Here is an 18535-nt window from a genome sequence, read left to right on the forward strand (position 1 = left end):
CCAGAAAACAATATAAGCCTATCACTATTGTGTCTAACGCTTATCTAGCTTTGCCAGAACCTCGCGCAACGTAAATAAAGATGTTTCACGTAGTTCGCGCCTGAAGACAAGCACTTGTCGCAACTTCATCACCGCAAAACCAAAACCTCGCAAATTGGTATAGTCCAGCATCAGCAACTCTCCCAATAATTGCAAAATAGATGCAGGAATGGCTTTTATCAGCAAGTCTGCCGGCGCTAAATGTGCCCACTCTAAAATATACCGATTACGTCGGCGTATAGATTTCACATATTTAAATTTAACGTGAGAACGGATAGAGCCCTTACTTTGATGCACGATATGCACACTAGGCTCAAAGTAACTTGCCCAGCCTCGCCTCCATGCACGCAAGCCTAGATCATAGTCCTCGCTGTAAAACGGCTTGAATATGGGATGAAAACCGTCCAATGCCAGAAACATGGATTTTCTTACCATGAATGATCCGCCATGTGCATAAGCGGCTGGCAGATTTTCCCCAGCATTCCGGCGTTGTAAGGCTACTTCCAGTTGCCAATTCATTAACTTAAGTGTCCCACCTTTGAATTGACGTAAATTCCATGAATGCCGTTTAACTTCGCCCTTTTCATCATAGATAAGAGGATTTACAGAAAAGGTATTCTCATCTTCAAAATAAGCGACTAATGGCGTAAAAATATCTGGCGCAACTTCCACATCCGAATTCAATAGAAATAACAATTCTGTTCCAGCAGCATTGACTCCACTGTGAATCGCTTCAGCAAACCCTCTGTTTTGCGTATGTACAACGACCTTTGCCTGCGGGAACTCACTGTTCAGGACTTGCAGGCTCTCATCACTGGAACCATCATCGACCACGATTAAGCTGGAGATGCCTGAGTAATTCTTCATGGCAGCTAATACAGAAGGCAAGTTTCTTTGTAATAGCCCAGCACCATTGAAATTGGGAATAACAACAGTAATAGATGGCTGCATCAGTGCTTCTCAATATTGCTCAAATATATAGTCATACCTGCAATCAGCGCTAAAAGATTGATATTAATGCTGACAAAAAAAGGCAAAATAATACTAGTGCCAAAGAAATCTATTGTCAGCACCAACAGCATCATTAAATAGACCCATGCATACTCGCCATCATTGCGGCATTTCAAATAAGCAGAAATAATTTTGCGATATAACAACACGATGGCCGACAATATTAATATCAGTCCTGCAATACCAAACTGGTATAACAGTTCAAGCACTATATTATGGGGACTATTGAAATCAATATGCTCGTTTTTATGATAACGAGAATAGTCCGCAAAGTTTCTTTCAAAACTTTCGATGCCATGCCCGAAAACCCACTGAATAGGTTGACTAGTACTCTTTTGCATTTGCCATGCATCTTGCCAAATGGTCACCCGCTCTTCAGTATTTGCATGCATAATTAAATCTTCCCAACGCAACTTGAAATTGCCAGCATTGGTGATTACCAAACCAGCAAATAAGAGAATGGTTCCGATAAGAATGCTCCAGGCAGCCCGACCACGCAAACTAACTGCTAACAAGAAAATAGCAACCAATAACGCAATCCAAACCGGCCTGGACGAGGTATAAAGTAAAAGCGTACCTAAAACAAGTGCTGAAAACCCAAGCAGCCAACGATGAATGATGGCATTATTTTTAACAATCAGATAGATACTAACTACCAGAAAAATAGCACTATAAATCGCCAAATAATGCGGGTTTTTAGTCGTGCCATAAGGCCGGCCCATAAAGTAAACAGCAATCAACTGGCATAGTGTATACAAATACACCAAACCAATCAGCGTACTCATTAATTTTGGTTTCAATTTTTCATGATATGCAGAAAGCAGGACCACCCCCATCACTAAAGCCATTGCTAAACACAAATGCCGCAATGATTTATCTGTAAATGAAAAATACGAAGAAACCAGCCCTTCCCAGACAATAAATATCAACAGAAATACACTTGCGAAAACACTTGTTTTCCGAGAAAGAGTTTTTTGAGGATAAAGTCCTAAACCGATAAAAACCAATGCCAAATTAATGTAAGCAAAAGTTCGATACATCTCACCAAGCGTAAGTGCCTGAAAAAAAACAGACAAAACAATGACGTAAAAATGTACAAATAGTAAAGAAGGCTTTATTTTATTGAGCATGCTTTTTACTTATTCAAACGTATTCGATATATTAAAGCAAGCTCAGCCTACATCGCCACGCCGGCTTCCCGTTTACGCAGAAATTTGGCATCCAGTTGCATGGCCCGCTGCTCTACCGACTGCAAAAACCGCCGGTTTTTCAGTATCTGGCGCAAGGACTGCTGGTAATAGGATTTCAGGAACCTGAGCACATCCCGTTTGGTCAACCCGATATGCATGGCTGAAAAATATAACCCTGCCAGGTCTTTCAGGCGCTTGCCTGCCGGGAGGTCGTCATGCATTTCCACGCGATGCAAATCCATGAGATACAGGCGGAGATCATTTGTAGCCATCGCTTCCCGCTTCAGCGCAAAATGGCACAGGTAAAAGTCTCTATGCCACATGCCATGCATATGAAAGTTGCTCGCCAGCTCGGCCACTTTGCGGATTAATTCCCGCTTGATTGCCAGTGGCGGTGGCTGTTGTTCCCAATCTGCACATAGGGTTTCCAGCGTCACAATATCGCCAAGATCACGGGTGACCACGAAGGATTGTTTATGTGCAGGATGGCAGCCACGCATGCCATAAGCCAGTAAGGGTGTGGTGGCAATGCCAATGGCGTTCAGTTTGTGTATTGCCTGCCATTCATTACGTGCGCCCAGCACCGGCCACTTTAAACTGAGCAGGCTTTTGAGTATTTCAGTCCAGCCGACACCATAGTGCTTTTTGATAAAAACCGGCTCACCATCCAGCATGACCTTGTGTGTCTGGCGGTCTTTGACGGCGCGGAAGATTTCTCCCTCCAATGCCATGAACTCATCGAACTTGTTAATACCTGGATGATAACCGGGTTCAAGATGTACTTCAGCCGGGTTGGAGTGATTATCTGCCATCATTCATCTCACTCATACAGGTGGCTGTTGCAGGTAATCAATCTTCGCCATGATAAGCAAAGTGCAACGACGGGCATGCCCAGAAGTTTTTTGATAGCCCTGAATCAAAGCTTGCCAGAAAGCAGCATCAAGGACCTTCATTTCCTCACGATATTTGCCCAGGCGCTGAAAACTCCGCAAACGGGTATGACACATCAGAGGCCACGGATAAATCGTCATATCTGATATATCAATCAGCCCGAATCTGTTATCAGGTGTCAGCAGCACATTGCCGCTATGCAAAGAGTGAAAGTGGATGCCTTTGTCATGCAGTTCCGCCAGGAACTTTCCAAGCGCACCTGCCAACGCGGTTAACCGGGGCAGCTCGGCTTGCATCAATTGGCGCAATGTCTGGCCAGTCAGGGGCTGGTAAATCACTGCCGTATGCCCGGAAGCCGATAAATGATGCAGCGATTTGACTGTCACGGTCGGAATATCCAATGTTTGCAAACGCTGTGCATTGCGGCAAAACCGCCGTGCATGTGAATATAAACGTGCGCCACTCAGCCAGCGCCGTGCGCGGAAAATCTTGAGGAAATCACCGTTGTCCAAGCGCACCACCTTGATACCGCGCTCGTCACGCTCAATCACCTCTCCCTGCTGGCACAATGCCTGCAGCCTGTCGTCGGTGAGCAATGTACTGGTCAGTTTTGTCACTAGCAATCCGCGTCTTAGCCCACGAGGGCATGCATATGCGCCGCGACCGTAACGTCGTGCTCTGCACAATAGCTTTGCCAGCCAGGCATGTCTGTCCAGTCGCTCAGGAACACGAAATCCAGCCCTGCACCTGTGGAGGCCTGATGATCAAAGCGGCTGTCGCCGATAAACAGGGCAGGAAACTGAATCGTGCCATCTGCAATCATGCGCGCCAGGTGCTCATTCTTTTTGGTGGGGCCACCGTAAATGCCCAGTTCAAACAAATGATCCAGGCCACGACGCGGGAAAATCTTGCGGAGCTCTTCCTGGTCTCCGCCTGACATCAGCATCCATTTGGCTTGTGCCGTTTTCTGCTTCAGGGCATTTAACGCAGGCGCAACTTCACATTGCATCAGGGTTTCATCCAGGATCACGGTAAAGGTATCCATTAATTTCTGGAACAATGCATCCGTGAAAGGTTGCTTGAGGATTTCGGTAATGTAATAGCGAATTTTGTCATTGCGCGGGATGCTGCCCAGCTTTATATGGTAATCCACAAATGCCTGTGCCTGCGCATCCGTACCGCCCGTACGTTTGGCGGTATTGTAATAAGCATCCACTTTGGTCTGGTTGCTATTGAGGACAACGCCATCGCAATCCAGTACGATGGTTTTATATTTTGCAAGATCGATTTGTTTAGGCATAAATAGCGGCAATAAAAAAGGCCTGTATTGCTACAAGCCTTGATTATAGCGGATTTGAATTAGCTTGATTGATTACTTGGCTGCAACGATAGCTGATGCTTCTTTCGCCAGCTTGGTGATATGCGCCCAGTCTTTGCGTGCCACGGCATCTGCTGGCGTCAGCCAGGTACCGCCACAGACAACCACGTTAGGCAGCGCCAGGAACTGCGGTGCACTTTCAACGCTCACACCACCGGTCGGGCAGAATTTAACATCAGCGAACGGGCCGGCAAAGCCTTTCAATAAATTGATGCCACCCACAGCCACGGCCGGGAACAACTTCAGGAAATAATAGTCATCAGCATTCGCCGTCATGATTTCAGAACCGGTAGAGACGCCTGGCAACAATGGCAAACCGATCTCACGGGCATATCTACCCAACTCACTGGTATAACCAGGGCTCACCGCAAACTGGCAACCCACGTCTTTGGATGCCTTGGCATCTTTCAGGTTACGCACGGTACCGGAACCCAGAATCGCATCAGGCACGTGTTTGGCAATTTGCTCCATGGCCTGCAGGGCGACTGGTGAACGTAACGTCACTTCCAGCACCTTTACGCCGCCTTCCAGCAAGGCCTCCGCCATTGGGACGGCGTCTTCCACCTTGTTGATGACAATCACCGGAATCACCGGGCCATGGTTTGCTAAGTCTAATGTACTCATAGTTTTCTGTCAGTTTCTATAAAATTTCAAAGGCTCCAAGTGAGGGCACTTGAAGAATTATGTTTACAGGATATGCACAAATTTTGATAATCAAGCGATAACGCGACGTACGAGCACAGACAGTACAATCAGTACGGCAAGCGAGTACAACAAAGTTAGCGCTTGATTTGCAAAATTTACAACCAGGTGACCGCACCTTCTTCGGCCGACAACACATTCCTGCGCATCCCACCAAATAACTCGCGACCCAGGCCATGGGAATTGTAATGACGCTTGCCATCACTCAACTCTTCCGCTTCACGCTCTGCCCAGGTGTCTTCATCAACCAGTACATTCAACTGCCCCACCGTACCATTCAGGCGAATAATGTCGCCATTACGGATTTTGGCAATCGGACCCCCGGCACTCGCTTCCGGACTCAGGTGAATCGCTGCCGGAATCTTGCCGGAAGCGCCACTCATGCGACCATCGGTGACAATGGCAACGCGGAAACCCTTGTTCTGCAACACCGCCATCGGTGGGGTCAGTTTATGCAACTCTGGCATACCATTGGCTTTCGGCCCCTGGAAACGCACCACAGCAATAAAGTCTTTTTCCAGCTCGCCACGGTCAAATGCTGCCAGCAACTCTTCCTGGCCATCGAATATGATGGCAGGTGCCTCGATGATGTGCCTGTCTTCAGGCACGGCAGAAATTTTAATCACGCTACGGCCCAGGTTACCTTTGAGCAAACGCAAACCACCGGACTCATTGAACGGGTGTGATGCGGTACGGACAATGGTTTCATCACCGCTTTCTGCCGGGTAATCTTTCCATACCAGCTTGTCACCTTCTTTTTCAGGCTTCTTGCCATAATCGCGCATACCGCCGCCACTGATGGTGTAAACATCCGGATACATGTAACCGCCTTCAATCAGCTCGCGAATCACGAAACCAGGGCCACCGGCCTGCTGGAACTCGTTAACGTCCGCCTTGCCATTCGGGTAAACGCTGGCCAGCAAAGGCGTGGACTTCGCCAGGTAGTGGAAATCGGTCCAGTCGATCACAATGCCCGCCGCACGCGCTACTGCCACCCAGTGGATCAGGTGGTTGGTAGAGCCACCGGTCGCCAGCAAGGCCACCATGGCGTTCACAATCACATGTTCGTCGACCAGGCGGCCAATCGGCACGAAATTATTTTTCTGGGTATTCTGCAACACCATACGCACCGCTTCACGCGTCAGGTCTTCGCGCATGCCATCGTGCGGATGGACAAACGCCGCGCCTGGCACATGCAAACCCATGGCTTCGAGCAACATCTGGTTACTATTGGCGGTACCGTAGAACGTACAGGTACCCGCGCCGTGGTAAGCCGCAGACTCGCTTGCGAGCAATTCATCACGGTCACACAAACCTTGGGCGTACTTTTCCCGCACTTTGGATTTGGAGGTATTATCAATACCGGTACTCATGGGGCCAGCCGGCACGAATACACAAGGCAAATGGCCAAAATGCAGCGCCCCGATCAACAGGCCAGGCACGATTTTGTCACAGACGCCCAGTAACAGTGCCGCATCAAATACGTCGTGAGACAAGGCCACAGCGGTACTCATGGCGATGGTATCGCGGCTGAACAGGCTCAGCTCCATGCCAGGCTCACCCTGCGTAATGCCATCACACATGGCAGGCACGCCGCCGGCAACCTGCACGGTCGCGCCATGTTTGCGCGCTTCATCACGAATAATGTCCGGATAGTTCACGTAAGGCTGATGTGCCGACAACATTTCGTTGTAAGCGGTGACAATCCCGATATGGGAGGGCTTTTCAGCGTAAATCTTGAATTTATCATTTTGTGGCATGGCCGCAAATGCGTGCGCCACGTTGGCACAGCCGAGACGGTCAGGCCCTTTGGGGCGATTGAGATATTCATCAATACGCTGCAGATAGGCCTTACGCGTCGGCCTGCTGCGCTCGATGATACGTTCTGTAACTTCAATGTGGGATTGTTTCATTGACTATCGCTCAACTGTGTTTTTTGACTACGTGATGGAATCGCCCTGATCAACTGCCTGGCTGGGAAATACGCCACAGCTTAGGGACATAAAATGTAAGAGTCCAAACCCGCTACTGCTTGTGATTATCGCTAAACTACCGGAATCCGTCAAACCAAACCGCTGAAAAACGCAATTTATTGAATGATTCCAATCACTTAAAATGGCAGGACTCTTTTCAGGATTTAACTTTTGGTGACCAGCACATCTTCCAGCATCAGGTATTCCAGGTCGCAGCCATAAAACATGTTCAGCGCATCGGCCGGACTGCAGATCATGGGCTCACCGCGGCGGTTTAGCGAAGTGTTTAATACCACACCATTGCCTCGCAATGCTTCCAGATGTTCAATCAGCGCATAGTAACGCGGATTGGTGGCCCTGGTGACCACTTGCGCCCGTGCCGTGCCATCTTCATGCACGACTTCAGGAATACGCGCTTTCCAGGCCGGATTCACATCAAAGGTAAATGTCATGTAAGGCGCCGGGTGATCTGTTTGCAGGATATCCTTGGCCACACGGTCCAGCATGCTGGGGCAGAATGGCCGCCAGCGCTCGCGGTATTTGATCTGCGCGTTGATGCGGTCTGCCACACCAGGGAAACTGGGGTCTCCCAGAATACTGCGGCAACCCAGTGCACGCGGGCCAAACTCCATGCGCCCCTGGAACCAGGCCAGTGGGTTACCTGCTGCCAGTAATTCAGCCGCTTTTTGCGGACCATTTTCCACACGGGTAAATTTGGGTTTGGCCGGATGTGCTTCACACGCGGCGATACATTCTTCATTGGTGAATGACGGCCCCAGGTAGGCATGTTCCATTTTATGGATGGTCTCGCCCGCCAGATGTGCCGCATAGGTGGCCGCCCCCAGGCTGGTGCCATTGTCCCCTGCCGCCGGTTGCACAAACAGTTCTTTCACATGCGGCAAGGCAATAATGCGCTGGTTTAGTTTCACGTTCAGCGCCACACCACCCGCCATCACGATTTTTCCGGTTTCGCGGATAATGTCGCCCAGGTAATATTCAATCATCTGCAAGGCGAGGTCTTCCAGCAGTTGCTGTACGCTGGCCGCATAATGGATGTAGGGATCATCAATTTCATCCCCTTCGCGCTTGGGTCCCAGCCACTCGATCAGTTTGGGCGTAAAGTAAAAACCCTTGCCATTTTCCTTGTAGCGGCGCAAACCCACGACATTGACATAGTCGGTATTGACGACCAGTTCGCCATTTTCAAACTTGGCCAGACGGCTCAAATCATATTTTTCCGGGTCACCATACGGCGCCATGCCCATGACCTTGAATTCGCCATCCAGCATTTCGAAACCCAGGTATTCGGTGATGGCACCATATAATCCACCTAGCGAATCCGGATCGTAGAATTCCTTGATTTTGTGAATCTTGCCGTTTTCGCCATAGCCAAAGAAAGTCGTGGCGTACTCGCCTTTGCCATCAATGCCGACAATGGCGGTTTTTTCCTTGAAGCCACTGAGATGATAGGCACTGGAGGCATGGGCCAGGTGATGCTCCACCGGTACAAATTTTGCCTTGCTCAACCCCAGGTCACGCATCAACTTGAGAGACTTGTCACGATTGCGGCGGAAACGGCGGTTACCGTTAAAAATCGCATCCAGTGCACGGTCTGGTGCATACCAGTAACGCTTGGCATAATGCCAGCGGGCGGCGGATGTCAGCGGAATCTCAGCATAGGGGAACGCCACAATATCCACCTGATCCGGCGTAATACTAGCCTGTTTCAGGCAGAATTTAGTGGCTTCGTATGGCCAGTGATTTTTGGCGTGCTTGTCGCGGATAAAACGCTCTTCTTCAGCAGCGGCAACGATTTTGCCGTCGACCAGAATCGCAGCGGAAGCATCATGCCCCAGCGCGCCGGATAACCCTAGTACAATCATTCAGTGAGACTCGTTAAGTGATTAAATGGAAATGCCTGCCAGTTTCAGTGGTGTTGCATCGGCATACACGGCCTGAAAACTGTTCACCAGCGCATTATACAGTGAAGTGTCGTCTTTCCAATTTTGCAGCAGGCGGCGGATGTCCGCGACATGGGCGCGCAAGGCGCGTTTGGCGCAACGATACTGCCGCATGCTGTCCAGGTCCATCACTATGATTTTTCCTCGCGGATCCACCTGTAAATTGGTGGCTTTCAAGTCGCCATGGACAATATGCAATAAATAAAACTGGTAGCAAGTGAGCGCCAATTGCCTCAGTGCTTCCTGACGCAGCACCTCATTATTGACCGTCCTGAAAAAAGCCACTGCATCAGGCAAGCCACTGTAAGCAGAGATAAAATAGGCTTTGCCACGCAAGCCATACCTGCGCTGTTCCAGCATTGCCAGCGGCTGCGGCGTTAAAAACCCGTAATATTGCAGCCTATGCGCATTCGACCAGGAAGCGGCAGCGCGGCTAGGGCGCCAGGCACGACTGAGCGCATGTGCAATATGCTTGATGTTATAGCGCTTGATCACCACCTCCTGCTGCGCCAGCGGGGTTTGCACAACGGTGCTGCTGTTGCCGTCTTTCAGTATATTGCCTGCCTGCATGGCGCTTTCCAGCGCCTCTGGCGTCAATGCAGGCAACATGGCCGCAGCATGGCGCGCCAACACAAAAAGCGGCGTTTGCTGCCACACCACATCGGTACAATTACGGAATATTTTACGTTCGACATATTCACGGACAGCGTTAGCGTTGTCACGCATCGCCCAAGCCAGCACCTGTGCCGGACGCATATCATCATGCCATTGCCGCTGTTGCTGATAGACCGTGAGCAAACGGTCTATCCACGCCTGCTGGTCCAGTACACTCAGCTTGCTGATCAAGGTGGCCAGTTGCTGGTAGGCAGCCTGCGTCGACAGTGTTTTTTTGCGGATACCGTCGCCATCAATCGTCCATACTGCCTCATCCGCCATTAAGAAGTTCTTGAGATGCAGATCGGTTTGCACCAGACCCGCCTGGTGTTGCTGGGCTAGGGCAATGACCAACCGCTCCACCAGTACCAGCCGCGCCGCAACATCGGCAGACTGATAAAGCTCTTCCGCATTTTGTGCATTGGTTACGGCAGCATAAATCAGTACCTGTGCACGTCCATCCTGCGTAACACCTTGCCATAATAAAGCCGGGGTTGTCAGTGCGCCTTGTTGCAGCCAGCGTGCCCCCCGTGCATCCCTGGTTGCGTATTTTTCTGCCTGCTGACCGAGGAATATTTTGGCAAACACGGCCTGTCCCTGCCAGTGCGCACTCAACACCCAGCGCCGCTGCGGAATCACGCGATGCGCTTGTAAATCTGTCAGTGGCTCCCCATGTTCCAGCCACACGTACCCAGTCGTGCTATCCACGACTTCACATTCTGTTAATGACCTGATCTGTCCTTGCATGAAAGTAAAAACCAGTGGGGAAGTCAACGCCGGCTGCGACGCATGATACGCGTTAAACACCAGCGCTCAAACCAGGATAATTTTCCTGTACTGTTTAAGCCAAGGTAGTGCTTGAAAAATAATAGCCGCTGGCTACGCGTCAACAATGGTGTATGCCTTTGCAAGGCGGATAAATCAAACAGCATGCGGGAAGAGGCACATAAGCTGCTACGTGCTTTTTCAAGGTCGATCAATGCAATTTCAGCCTGCTCCGCTTTACCGCGCACAAACAGGTGCTTGGGATAAAGTGCCCTGTGCACTAATCCCAGGTCATGAAACCGGCGTACCTGCTGTGCCAGTTGACGCAAAGTGCCGGTTTTTTCCGTACGCGGCCATTGCTGCAATGACGGCAACAGGGTTTCCAGGTCGACAAAATCATGCAGGTTCTCAGTAACCAGCACCGCACATTGCTGGCCAGATTGTATGGCTTCGGCATAAGCCACTACCCGTGGTGCATGGATACCAGTAGCAGCCAGTTGACGCAAGCGGTTAAACTCCCGCCGGAAAGTAGGCTCACCGCGCCAAGGATGCCGCCAGGTAAGACGACCGTGATTTTGCTGTTTTTTCACAAACAGCACCAATGGTTCAGCACTTTCTGCCTGCAATACCAGGCGGCCGACACCGCTCCAGCCGCCCCGCCGCTGGTTAGGTTCTTCAAACCAGGCAATTTCCCGGTTCCACAAAGCCTCGAACTGGGCCAGGTCATGCGCTGCCAATGCAGGGGCTACTAATGGGTCCAGGTAATGATAGGAAGTCTGTTTCAAAATAAATGGCAATCTGCAGGTGGATATTGCTAGAGTTTTACGCGGCGAGTTTGTTAAGATGACGCGCTCACGCTGGAATTTTAACAGAACGATTACAAGATTACCCCATGTTAGGTTTTTTCTGCAAAACGCTGGCCTGCCTGCCACTCAAATGGGTACACCGCTTAGGCTCGATCCTGGGATATGGCGCTTACTGCATTGACCATAAAAGCAACCGGATTGCGCTTGAAAATATTCTGCAAAGCGCCCTCACTGAAAATCATGCCCAAGCCCGGCAACTAATGAAGCGCAGCCGGATAGAAGCAGGCAAAGCATTGCTGGAAACATTTTTTATCTGGGGAAAGTCCTCTGAAGACTTATTACCCCTTATTCATGAGGTGCATGGCTGGGAAGCCGTGCTAGAAGCCCATCAACAGGGACAAGGCCTGATTTTCCTGACACCTCATCTTGGCTGTTTTGAAATCACTTCAATTTTTTACGGCGCACAATACCCGATTACCGTGCTATACCGCCCTCCCAAAATACAGGCGCTCAGTGATTTGGTTGTCAGCGGCCGGCAAAAAGGCAAGGTAGCCATGGCAGCCGCTAATGCAAGTGGTGTGAGGAAATTATTGCAGGCCCTGAAAGCCGGCCAGGCGGTGGGCATCCTGCCAGACCAGATTCCGCGAAGCGGTGAAGGTGAGTGGGCGGATTTCTTCAGCAAACCGGCCTACACCATGGGGCTTGCCAGCAAGCTGGCGAGCAAGTCCGGTGCGATAGTGGTGATGGCATTTGGGGAGCGCCTGGCCGATGGCAAAGGTTTTAATATCCACCTGAGCCGCGTGGATGATATTAGTACGCCCACCCTGCTTAATCAGGCGATCGAGCGCCAGGTTGCCCAATGCCCGGAGCAGTACTTGTGGCAATACAATCGTTTCAAGCAACGCCGTTATGCCATGCACAAACTGGAGAAGAAATCCTCAGCCGCGCAAACAGAAGGCCCTGATAAATCCCTTTAAAAGTCATGAATCGCGGACCAACCCCTGAATCCAGCGGTTATAGACAGTATCGGCTACGGTATGTAATGCCTGGCAACCTTCCTCCACTCGCGCCAACATCAGTTCGGCAGACTGCACGGCAGGACTGGCGGCTGAACTGGCAATATCCGCTTGCCATTGCTGAGTCCAGATTTGAACCATTTCCGGCATCATTTCAATATGGCACTGAAACCCGATGTGCTTGCCAAAAGCGTATGCCTGGTTCGTGCAATGCGGACTAGCCAATATATGAGTCGCGCCTTCCGGGACAGTGAACGTTTCACCATGCCAGTGAAAGCTGTTAAATTCCTGCAGGTCGCCAAACCAGTGCCTGGCTACTTCGTTATCCAGTATAGACACATCTCCCCAGCCAATCTCCTTGACCGGATTTTTGCTGACCGTTCCACCGAGTGCCTTGCTGATCAGCTGGCCGCCTAAACAATGCCCCAACAAAGGAACATCCTCTGCTACCGCTTCGCGAATTAAACCCAGCAAAGGCGGAATCCACGGCAAATCGTCATTAACGCTCATGGGCCCCCCCATGAGCACAATGCCACTGTAAGCATCGACAGAGAGCGGTACTGGCTCACCTTTATCAATGCGTACTTCGCACCACGGAATGGCCTGTTGCGCTAAGAAAGTGCCTAAATAACCCGCGCCTTCGCAGCAGGCATGTCTGAATATGACTACCGGTTTCATTATGCTACCTTTTCACTTCCGTACTTTTTCTTCAACTGTCTGATATTCTCCAAGCAAGATTCCGTCCAGATTATAAGGCCCGATCGCATAACGGATCAGCCGTAGGGTCGGGAACCCCACTTTAGCCGTCATGCGGCGCACCTGGCGGTTCTTGCCTTCGCTGATTTTCAGTTCCAGCCAGGTAGTCGGGATATGTTTGCGTTCACGGATAGGCGGATCCCTGTGCCATAAATGGGCAGGTTCAGCGATGATTTTCACCTGTGCCGGCTGTGCAACAAAGTCGCCCAAATCCACCCCCTGCTGCAAGGGCAACAAATCTGCTGCGGCAGGTGCACCTTCTACCTGGGCCCAGTAGGTTTTGACTTCTTTGTGTTTGGGATGGCTCAAACGATGTTGCAAAGCACCGTCATCGGTTAAAATAAGCAATCCCTCAGAATCGGTATCCAGCCGCCCGGCAGCATACACGTTGGGAACCGGAATATAGTCTTTGAGCGTCGCGTGTTTCTCGTGAGGAGTGAACTGGCAGACGACGTTAAAAGGTTTGTTAAACAGTAACAACATGGAAAGTGCTATGTCAAAAATCAAGGTGCCAGCGATTGGCAGCAAAATCACCGTTAATACCGATAATACCTTAAATGTTCCCGATCAGCCTATTATCCCCTTTATTGAAGGCGATGGTATTGGCATCGACATTACGCCACCCATGGTAAAGGTAGTCGATACTGCGGTAGAAAAAGCGTATGGCGGCAAACGAAAAATCTCCTGGATGGAAGTCTACGCTGGCGAAAAATCCACCATGGTATACGACAAGGATACCTGGTTGTCTGATGAAACCATGGCTACGTTGAAAGACTATGTGATTTCCATCAAGGGCCCGTTGACCACACCCGTAGGTGGTGGTATCCGCTCACTGAACGTCACTTTGCGCCAGGAACTGGATTTATACGTTTGCCTGCGCCCTATCCAGTACTTCACCGGCGTGCCCAGCCCGGTCAAGCATCCGGAAAAAACCGATATGGTGATCTTCCGCGAAAATACGGAAGATATTTATGCCGGTATCGAATGGGCTGCCGGTACAGAGGAAGTCAAAAAAGTCATCAACTTCCTGAGTGATATGGGTGTGCGCAAGAAAATCCGCTTTCCTGAAGCTTCTTCCATCGGCATCAAACCGGTTTCCATTGATGGAAGCAAGCGCCTGATCCGCAAAGCCATCCAGTATGCGATTGATAACAACCGCAAATCTGTGACGATTACCCATAAAGGCAATATCATGAAGTTCACCGAAGGTGGCTTCCGTGACTGGGGTTATCAATTGGCCAAAGAAGAATTTGGTGCCGAACTGATTGATGGCGGCCCATGGTGCAAATTACCGAATGGCATTGTCATTAAAGACTGTATTGCCGATGCCTTCCTGCAGGAAATCCTGTTACACCCGGAAGATTACGATGTAGTTGCCGCACTGAACCTGAACGGCGATTACATGAGTGATGCACTGGCTGCGCAAGTCGGTGGCATCGGTATTGCCCCTGGTGCCAACCTCAGCGATACCGTCGCTATGTTTGAAGCGACGCACGGCACGGCACCCAAAATTGCCGGTAAAAACCTGGCTAACCCGAGCTCACTGATTCTGTCCGCTGAAATGATGCTGCGCCATATGGGCTGGACAGAAGCCGCAGATCTGGTGCTGAATGGTGTTGCCAAGGCGATTGCCAGCAAGCGCGTCACCGGTGACTTCAGCAGCCAGATGGAAGGAGCTACGCAAGTGGGCACCGCAGAGTTCGGCGACGAAATCATCAAGCATATGTAAGATGTGCTGCTTCCCCGTGCATCACAACACAAGGGATGCACAAATACAAAACGGCTCACCTGAGTGAGCCGTTTAACCAATAAACTGAAACCCCTACTTTGATTTAGCTTGCTTTTTGAATATTGGATGCTTGCTTGCCTTTAGGACCTTCTGTCACATCAAAGCTCACGCGCTGGCCTTCTTTGAGGCTCTTATAACCGGACTCAACGATTGCGGAGAAGTGAGCGAACAAATCGTCACCACCGTCATCAGGAGTAATGAATCCAAAGCCCTTAGAATCGTTAAACCACTTTACGGTACCTGTTGCCATGTTACTTCCTTACTTTTTACTTATAAACAGGGAGGCGCCCCAAAAGTTTGTCTCAAGTCAAGTCGCAATAAACAAGCTTTGCCTTACTTAAAGACGGCTACAAAAAACCTGAACGCAAACGCCTTACTGGCTTTTATAAGTGAGCATTATTTAAATGTCAAGCGCATTTTTGCATCTTTTAGCGAAAGCTGGCAAATCTGGTTAAAAGTTGTATAAATGCTGCAAGAGAGCCGGTCTTTTCCGGGATTTGAATCTATCGCAGTTGCAGTATACTGAAGTAAAAAGTATTGTTGTATCAACCGATTAACCAGATCCATTCAACGGCAAGATTACCTTATGGCAACGCTGGAAAGCACAAATAAACTTGGTGGCATGGCGCGCACGTTGGTGCAATCCACCCTCATCACGGAAGATGAAGCCAGCGTATTGCAGGAAAAAGCGCACAGCCAGAAAATCAGTTTCCTGGCCGCGACGCTGGCCCAGAAAAAAGTTTCGTCCAAACATATCGCACAAGCTGCCTCCGACGCCTTCGGCTTCCCGTTCTTTGACCTGGATGCGCTGGACCAGGATGCATTACCGGAAAAGACGATAGATATCAAGCTGATGCAGTCACACCGTGTATTGTTATTGCAGCAAAAAAGCAATATTGCCTACATTGCGATTTCCGACCCGACCAATCTCCATTCACTGGATACCATCCAGTTCCAGATGGGGGCAACTTTAGTCCCGCTGGTGGTGGAGGATGACAAGCTCGGCAAGTGGATCGATAAAATTGTCGCTGCCAAAGACACCAGCATGTCCTCCCTGAATGCAGGTAATGATGATTTCGATCTGGGACTGGAAGAAACAACTGAAGAGCAGACAGTCGAAACATTGCAGGAAGTGGATGACGCACCCGTCGTCAAGTTCCTGCAGAAAATCCTGATGGATGCCATCAATATGGGCGCATCCGACCTGCATTTTGAACCTTACGAGAAATTCTACCGCATCCGCTTCCGCATCGACGGCGTACTCAGGGATATGGCACAGCCGCCACTGGCCATTAAAGACAAGCTGGCCTCCCGTATCAAAGTGATCTCCAATCTGGATATTGCGGAAAAAAGGATCCCGCAAGATGGCCGCATGAAATTGCTGCTATCCAAAACGCGCACCATTGATTTCCGTGTCAGCACCTTGCCCTTGATTCATGGGGAAAAAATTGTGATGCGTATCCTGGATCCCACCAGTGCCACGCTGGGTATCGAGGCACTGGGTTACGAGCCGGAGCAACAGGAAGCGCTGCTCAAGGCCATCCACCGGCCTTACGGCCTGGTGCTGGTTACTGGCCCTACCGGTTCAGGCAAAACCGTGTCACTGTATACCTGCCTGAATCTGCTCAACAATCCGGGCGTCAATATTTCAACAGCTGAAGATCCGGCGGAAATCCCACTGGCCGGCATCAACCAGGTCAACGTCAATGAAAAACAGGGCCTGACCTTTGCTGCTGCGCTGAAATCTTTTTTACGTCAGGATCCCGACATCATCATGATCGGCGAGATTCGCGACCTGGAAACGGCCGACATGGCGATTAAAGCCGCATCAACCGGCCATATGGTGTTATCCACCCTGCATACCAACGATGCACCCACCACGCTGTCACGCCTGGTCAATATGGGCGTGGCGCCCTTTAACATTGCCTCTGCAGTCACCCTGATTACCGCACAACGCCTGGCCAGGCGCTTGTGTACCCATTGCAAAGTTCCTTTAAATGTCCCGCCAGAAGCCTTGTTGCGGGTGGGCTTTACCGAAGCGGACCTGGCAGACCCATGGCAATTGTTCGGCGCCAGGGAAGGCGGCTGTGAACACTGTAATAATGGCTATAAAGGCCGGTTCGGGATTTACCAGGTCATGCCTGTCAGCGAGGAAATGGCGCGGATTATCATGTCCAATGGCAATGCCATGGATATTGCCGCCCAGGCAAAAAAAGAAGGGGTGAAAGACTTGCGTGACTCAGGGTTGCTCAAGGTCAAACAGGGGTTAACCTCTATCGAAGAAATTGAAGCGGTCACCAACGAATAACCACAAAATAAAGTACACACAACATTATGGCGACTGGAAATATCAAGCAATCTGTCTTTGTCTGGGAAGGCAAAGACCGTAAAGGCAAACTGATCAAAGGGGAAATGCGTGCCAATGGTGAAGCCGTTGTCAACGCCACCTTGCGACGTCAGGGCATCACGGTCACCAGGGTCAAAAGACAAAGTTCGCTGAAGATCCGGGGCAAAGTGACGGAAAAAGACGTCACCCTGTTCACCCGCCAGCTTGCCACCATGATGAAGGCGGGCGTTCCCTTGTTACAGGCTTTTGATATCGTGGGCAAAGGACACCATAATCCGGCCGTTGCCAAACTGCTTACCGACATTAAAACCGATGTGGAAACCGGCAGCAGTTTAAGCGCAGCCTTCCGCAAATACCCGCTGCATTTTGACAACCTGTTCTGTAACCTGGTCGCGGCCGGTGAGCAGGCAGGTATCCTGGATGCCCTGCTTGACAGGCTGGCGACCTATAAGGAAAAAATCCTCGCCATCAAAGGAAAAATCAAATCTGCACTGGTCTACCCTGCCTCCATTATTGTCGTGGCCTTTGTCATCACTGCCGTGATCATGATTTTTGTAGTGCCTGCGTTCAAAGAACTATTCAGCAGCTTTGGTGCAGATCTGCCTGGCCCCACCATGATCGTGATTAACCTGTCCGACCTCTTTGTGAAATGGTGGTGGGCGATTTTTGGCACACTAGGCTTTGGCTTATGGTTTTTCCTGTATACCTGGAAGCGTTCGGAAAAACTCCAGGCCACCATGGACCGGCTGATGCTGCGCCTGCCCATTTTTGGCGAGTTGATCCGTAAAGCGACCATCGCCCGTTTTGCCCGCACCCTTTCCACCATGTTTGCGGCCGGCGTCCCACTGGTAGAAGCGCTGGATTCCGTTGCCGGTGCCTCCGGTAACAAAGTCTACTTTGATGCATCCAAGAAAATACAGACTGAAATCAGTACCGGTACCAGCCTGACGGTGGCCATGCAAAACACCAGCGTTTTCCCCAATATGGTGATCCAGATGACCGCGATTGGTGAAGAGTCGGGCTCGCTGGATGCCATGCTGACCAAAGTGGCCGACTTTTACGAAGGGGAAGTCGATGATGCAGTGGCCGCCATTTCCAGCCTGATGGAACCTGTCATTATGGTCGTATTGGGCGTCCTGATTGGCGGCCTGGTCATCGCCATGTATATGCCTATCTTTAAAATGGGCAAGGTGGTCAGCGGTGGCGGTTAGCCATGAAGCTGCTCAAATATGCAAAAGGCCGGCAATGCCGGCCTTG

The 18535-nt window shown here is 50.4% G+C and carries 17 protein-coding genes; 4 read left to right on the top strand and 13 right to left on the bottom strand.

Annotation, left to right across the window (positions count from 1 at the left end; all coding sequences use genetic code 11):
• Nucleotides 1–33: 33 nt before the first annotated feature.
• The 10 genes from BLP53_RS05925 to BLP53_RS05970 form a co-directional block, all read right to left on the bottom strand.
• Nucleotides 34–990: a glycosyltransferase family 2 protein gene (locus BLP53_RS05925; RefSeq protein WP_091471230.1), complete on the bottom strand. Its 957-nt coding sequence runs from the start codon at nucleotides 988–990 to the stop codon at nucleotides 34–36.
• A complete protein-coding gene (locus tag BLP53_RS05930) occupies nucleotides 990–2180 on the bottom strand; it encodes an O-antigen ligase family protein (protein WP_091471231.1) in 1191 nt (396 codons plus the stop codon). The genes BLP53_RS05925 and BLP53_RS05930 overlap by 1 nt, the downstream gene beginning before the upstream one ends.
• A gap of 47 nt (nucleotides 2181–2227) precedes the next feature.
• Nucleotides 2228–3055: a lipopolysaccharide core heptose(I) kinase RfaP gene (gene rfaP, locus BLP53_RS05935; RefSeq protein WP_245652657.1), complete on the bottom strand. Its 828-nt coding sequence runs from the start codon at nucleotides 3053–3055 to the stop codon at nucleotides 2228–2230.
• A 9-nt stretch (nucleotides 3056–3064) separates the two neighbouring features.
• A complete protein-coding gene (locus tag BLP53_RS05940) occupies nucleotides 3065–3748 on the bottom strand; it encodes a protein kinase family protein (protein ID WP_245652658.1) in 684 nt (227 codons plus the stop codon).
• A 14-nt stretch (nucleotides 3749–3762) separates the two neighbouring features.
• On the bottom strand, nucleotides 3763–4431 hold the full coding sequence (locus BLP53_RS05945) for an HAD family hydrolase (RefSeq protein ID WP_091471233.1): 669 nt from the start codon (nucleotides 4429–4431) through the stop codon (nucleotides 3763–3765).
• 72 nt (nucleotides 4432–4503) lie between these two features.
• The gene (gene eda, locus BLP53_RS05950; protein WP_091471234.1) at nucleotides 4504–5133 is read right to left on the bottom strand and encodes a bifunctional 4-hydroxy-2-oxoglutarate aldolase/2-dehydro-3-deoxy-phosphogluconate aldolase; all 630 of its coding nucleotides are present in this window, start codon (nucleotides 5131–5133) and stop codon (nucleotides 4504–4506) included.
• Nucleotides 5134–5309: 176 nt separating this feature from the next.
• A complete protein-coding gene (gene edd / locus BLP53_RS05955; RefSeq protein WP_091471235.1) occupies nucleotides 5310–7124 on the bottom strand; it encodes a phosphogluconate dehydratase in 1815 nt (604 codons plus the stop codon).
• Between the two features lie 224 nt (nucleotides 7125–7348).
• Nucleotides 7349–9067: a carbamoyltransferase family protein gene (locus tag BLP53_RS05960; RefSeq protein ID WP_091471236.1), complete on the bottom strand. Its 1719-nt coding sequence runs from the start codon at nucleotides 9065–9067 to the stop codon at nucleotides 7349–7351.
• A gap of 21 nt (nucleotides 9068–9088) precedes the next feature.
• The gene (locus tag BLP53_RS05965; RefSeq protein WP_091471405.1) at nucleotides 9089–10546 is read right to left on the bottom strand and encodes a lipopolysaccharide kinase InaA family protein; all 1458 of its coding nucleotides are present in this window, start codon (nucleotides 10544–10546) and stop codon (nucleotides 9089–9091) included.
• A 23-nt stretch (nucleotides 10547–10569) separates the two neighbouring features.
• Nucleotides 10570–11349, bottom strand: a complete 780-nt coding sequence (locus BLP53_RS05970; protein WP_091471406.1) for a lipopolysaccharide kinase InaA family protein — start codon at nucleotides 11347–11349, stop codon at nucleotides 10570–10572.
• A 107-nt stretch (nucleotides 11350–11456) separates the two neighbouring features.
• Here BLP53_RS05970 and BLP53_RS05975 point away from each other — a divergent pair, with 107 nt between their 5' ends.
• A complete protein-coding gene (locus BLP53_RS05975; RefSeq protein WP_091471237.1) occupies nucleotides 11457–12347 on the top strand; it encodes a lysophospholipid acyltransferase family protein in 891 nt (296 codons plus the stop codon).
• Nucleotides 12348–12350: 3 nt separating this feature from the next.
• Here BLP53_RS05975 and BLP53_RS05980 read toward each other — a convergent pair whose 3' ends face one another.
• Both BLP53_RS05980 and BLP53_RS05985 read right to left on the bottom strand, forming a co-directional pair.
• Nucleotides 12351–13064 carry a type 1 glutamine amidotransferase gene (locus BLP53_RS05980; protein WP_091471238.1) on the bottom strand — a complete coding sequence of 238 codons (714 nt, stop codon included), beginning with the start codon at nucleotides 13062–13064 and terminating at the stop codon, nucleotides 12351–12353.
• A gap of 12 nt (nucleotides 13065–13076) precedes the next feature.
• Complete coding sequence (locus BLP53_RS05985) at nucleotides 13077–13625, bottom strand: pseudouridine synthase (protein WP_091471239.1); 549 nt, start codon at nucleotides 13623–13625, stop codon at nucleotides 13077–13079.
• A gap of 10 nt (nucleotides 13626–13635) precedes the next feature.
• Between BLP53_RS05985 and icd the strand changes: the two genes are divergently transcribed.
• Complete coding sequence (gene icd / locus BLP53_RS05990) at nucleotides 13636–14871, top strand: NADP-dependent isocitrate dehydrogenase (protein ID WP_425412897.1); 1236 nt, start codon at nucleotides 13636–13638, stop codon at nucleotides 14869–14871.
• 103 nt (nucleotides 14872–14974) lie between these two features.
• Here icd and BLP53_RS05995 read toward each other — a convergent pair whose 3' ends face one another.
• Complete coding sequence (locus BLP53_RS05995; protein ID WP_091471241.1) at nucleotides 14975–15181, bottom strand: cold-shock protein; 207 nt, start codon at nucleotides 15179–15181, stop codon at nucleotides 14975–14977.
• A 336-nt stretch (nucleotides 15182–15517) separates the two neighbouring features.
• Between BLP53_RS05995 and pilB the strand changes: the two genes are divergently transcribed.
• Nucleotides 15518–17239, top strand: coding sequence for a type IV-A pilus assembly ATPase PilB (pilB, locus tag BLP53_RS06000; RefSeq protein ID WP_176755222.1), 1722 nt, complete (start codon nucleotides 15518–15520; stop codon nucleotides 17237–17239).
• A 26-nt stretch (nucleotides 17240–17265) separates the two neighbouring features.
• On the top strand, nucleotides 17266–18489 hold the full coding sequence (locus BLP53_RS06005) for a type II secretion system F family protein (protein ID WP_091471242.1): 1224 nt from the start codon (nucleotides 17266–17268) through the stop codon (nucleotides 18487–18489).
• The last annotated feature ends 46 nt before the right edge of the window (nucleotides 18490–18535 follow it).

Source organism: Methylophilus rhizosphaerae (assembly GCF_900100975.1).
GTDB classification, from domain to species: domain Bacteria; phylum Pseudomonadota; class Gammaproteobacteria; order Burkholderiales; family Methylophilaceae; genus Methylophilus; species Methylophilus rhizosphaerae.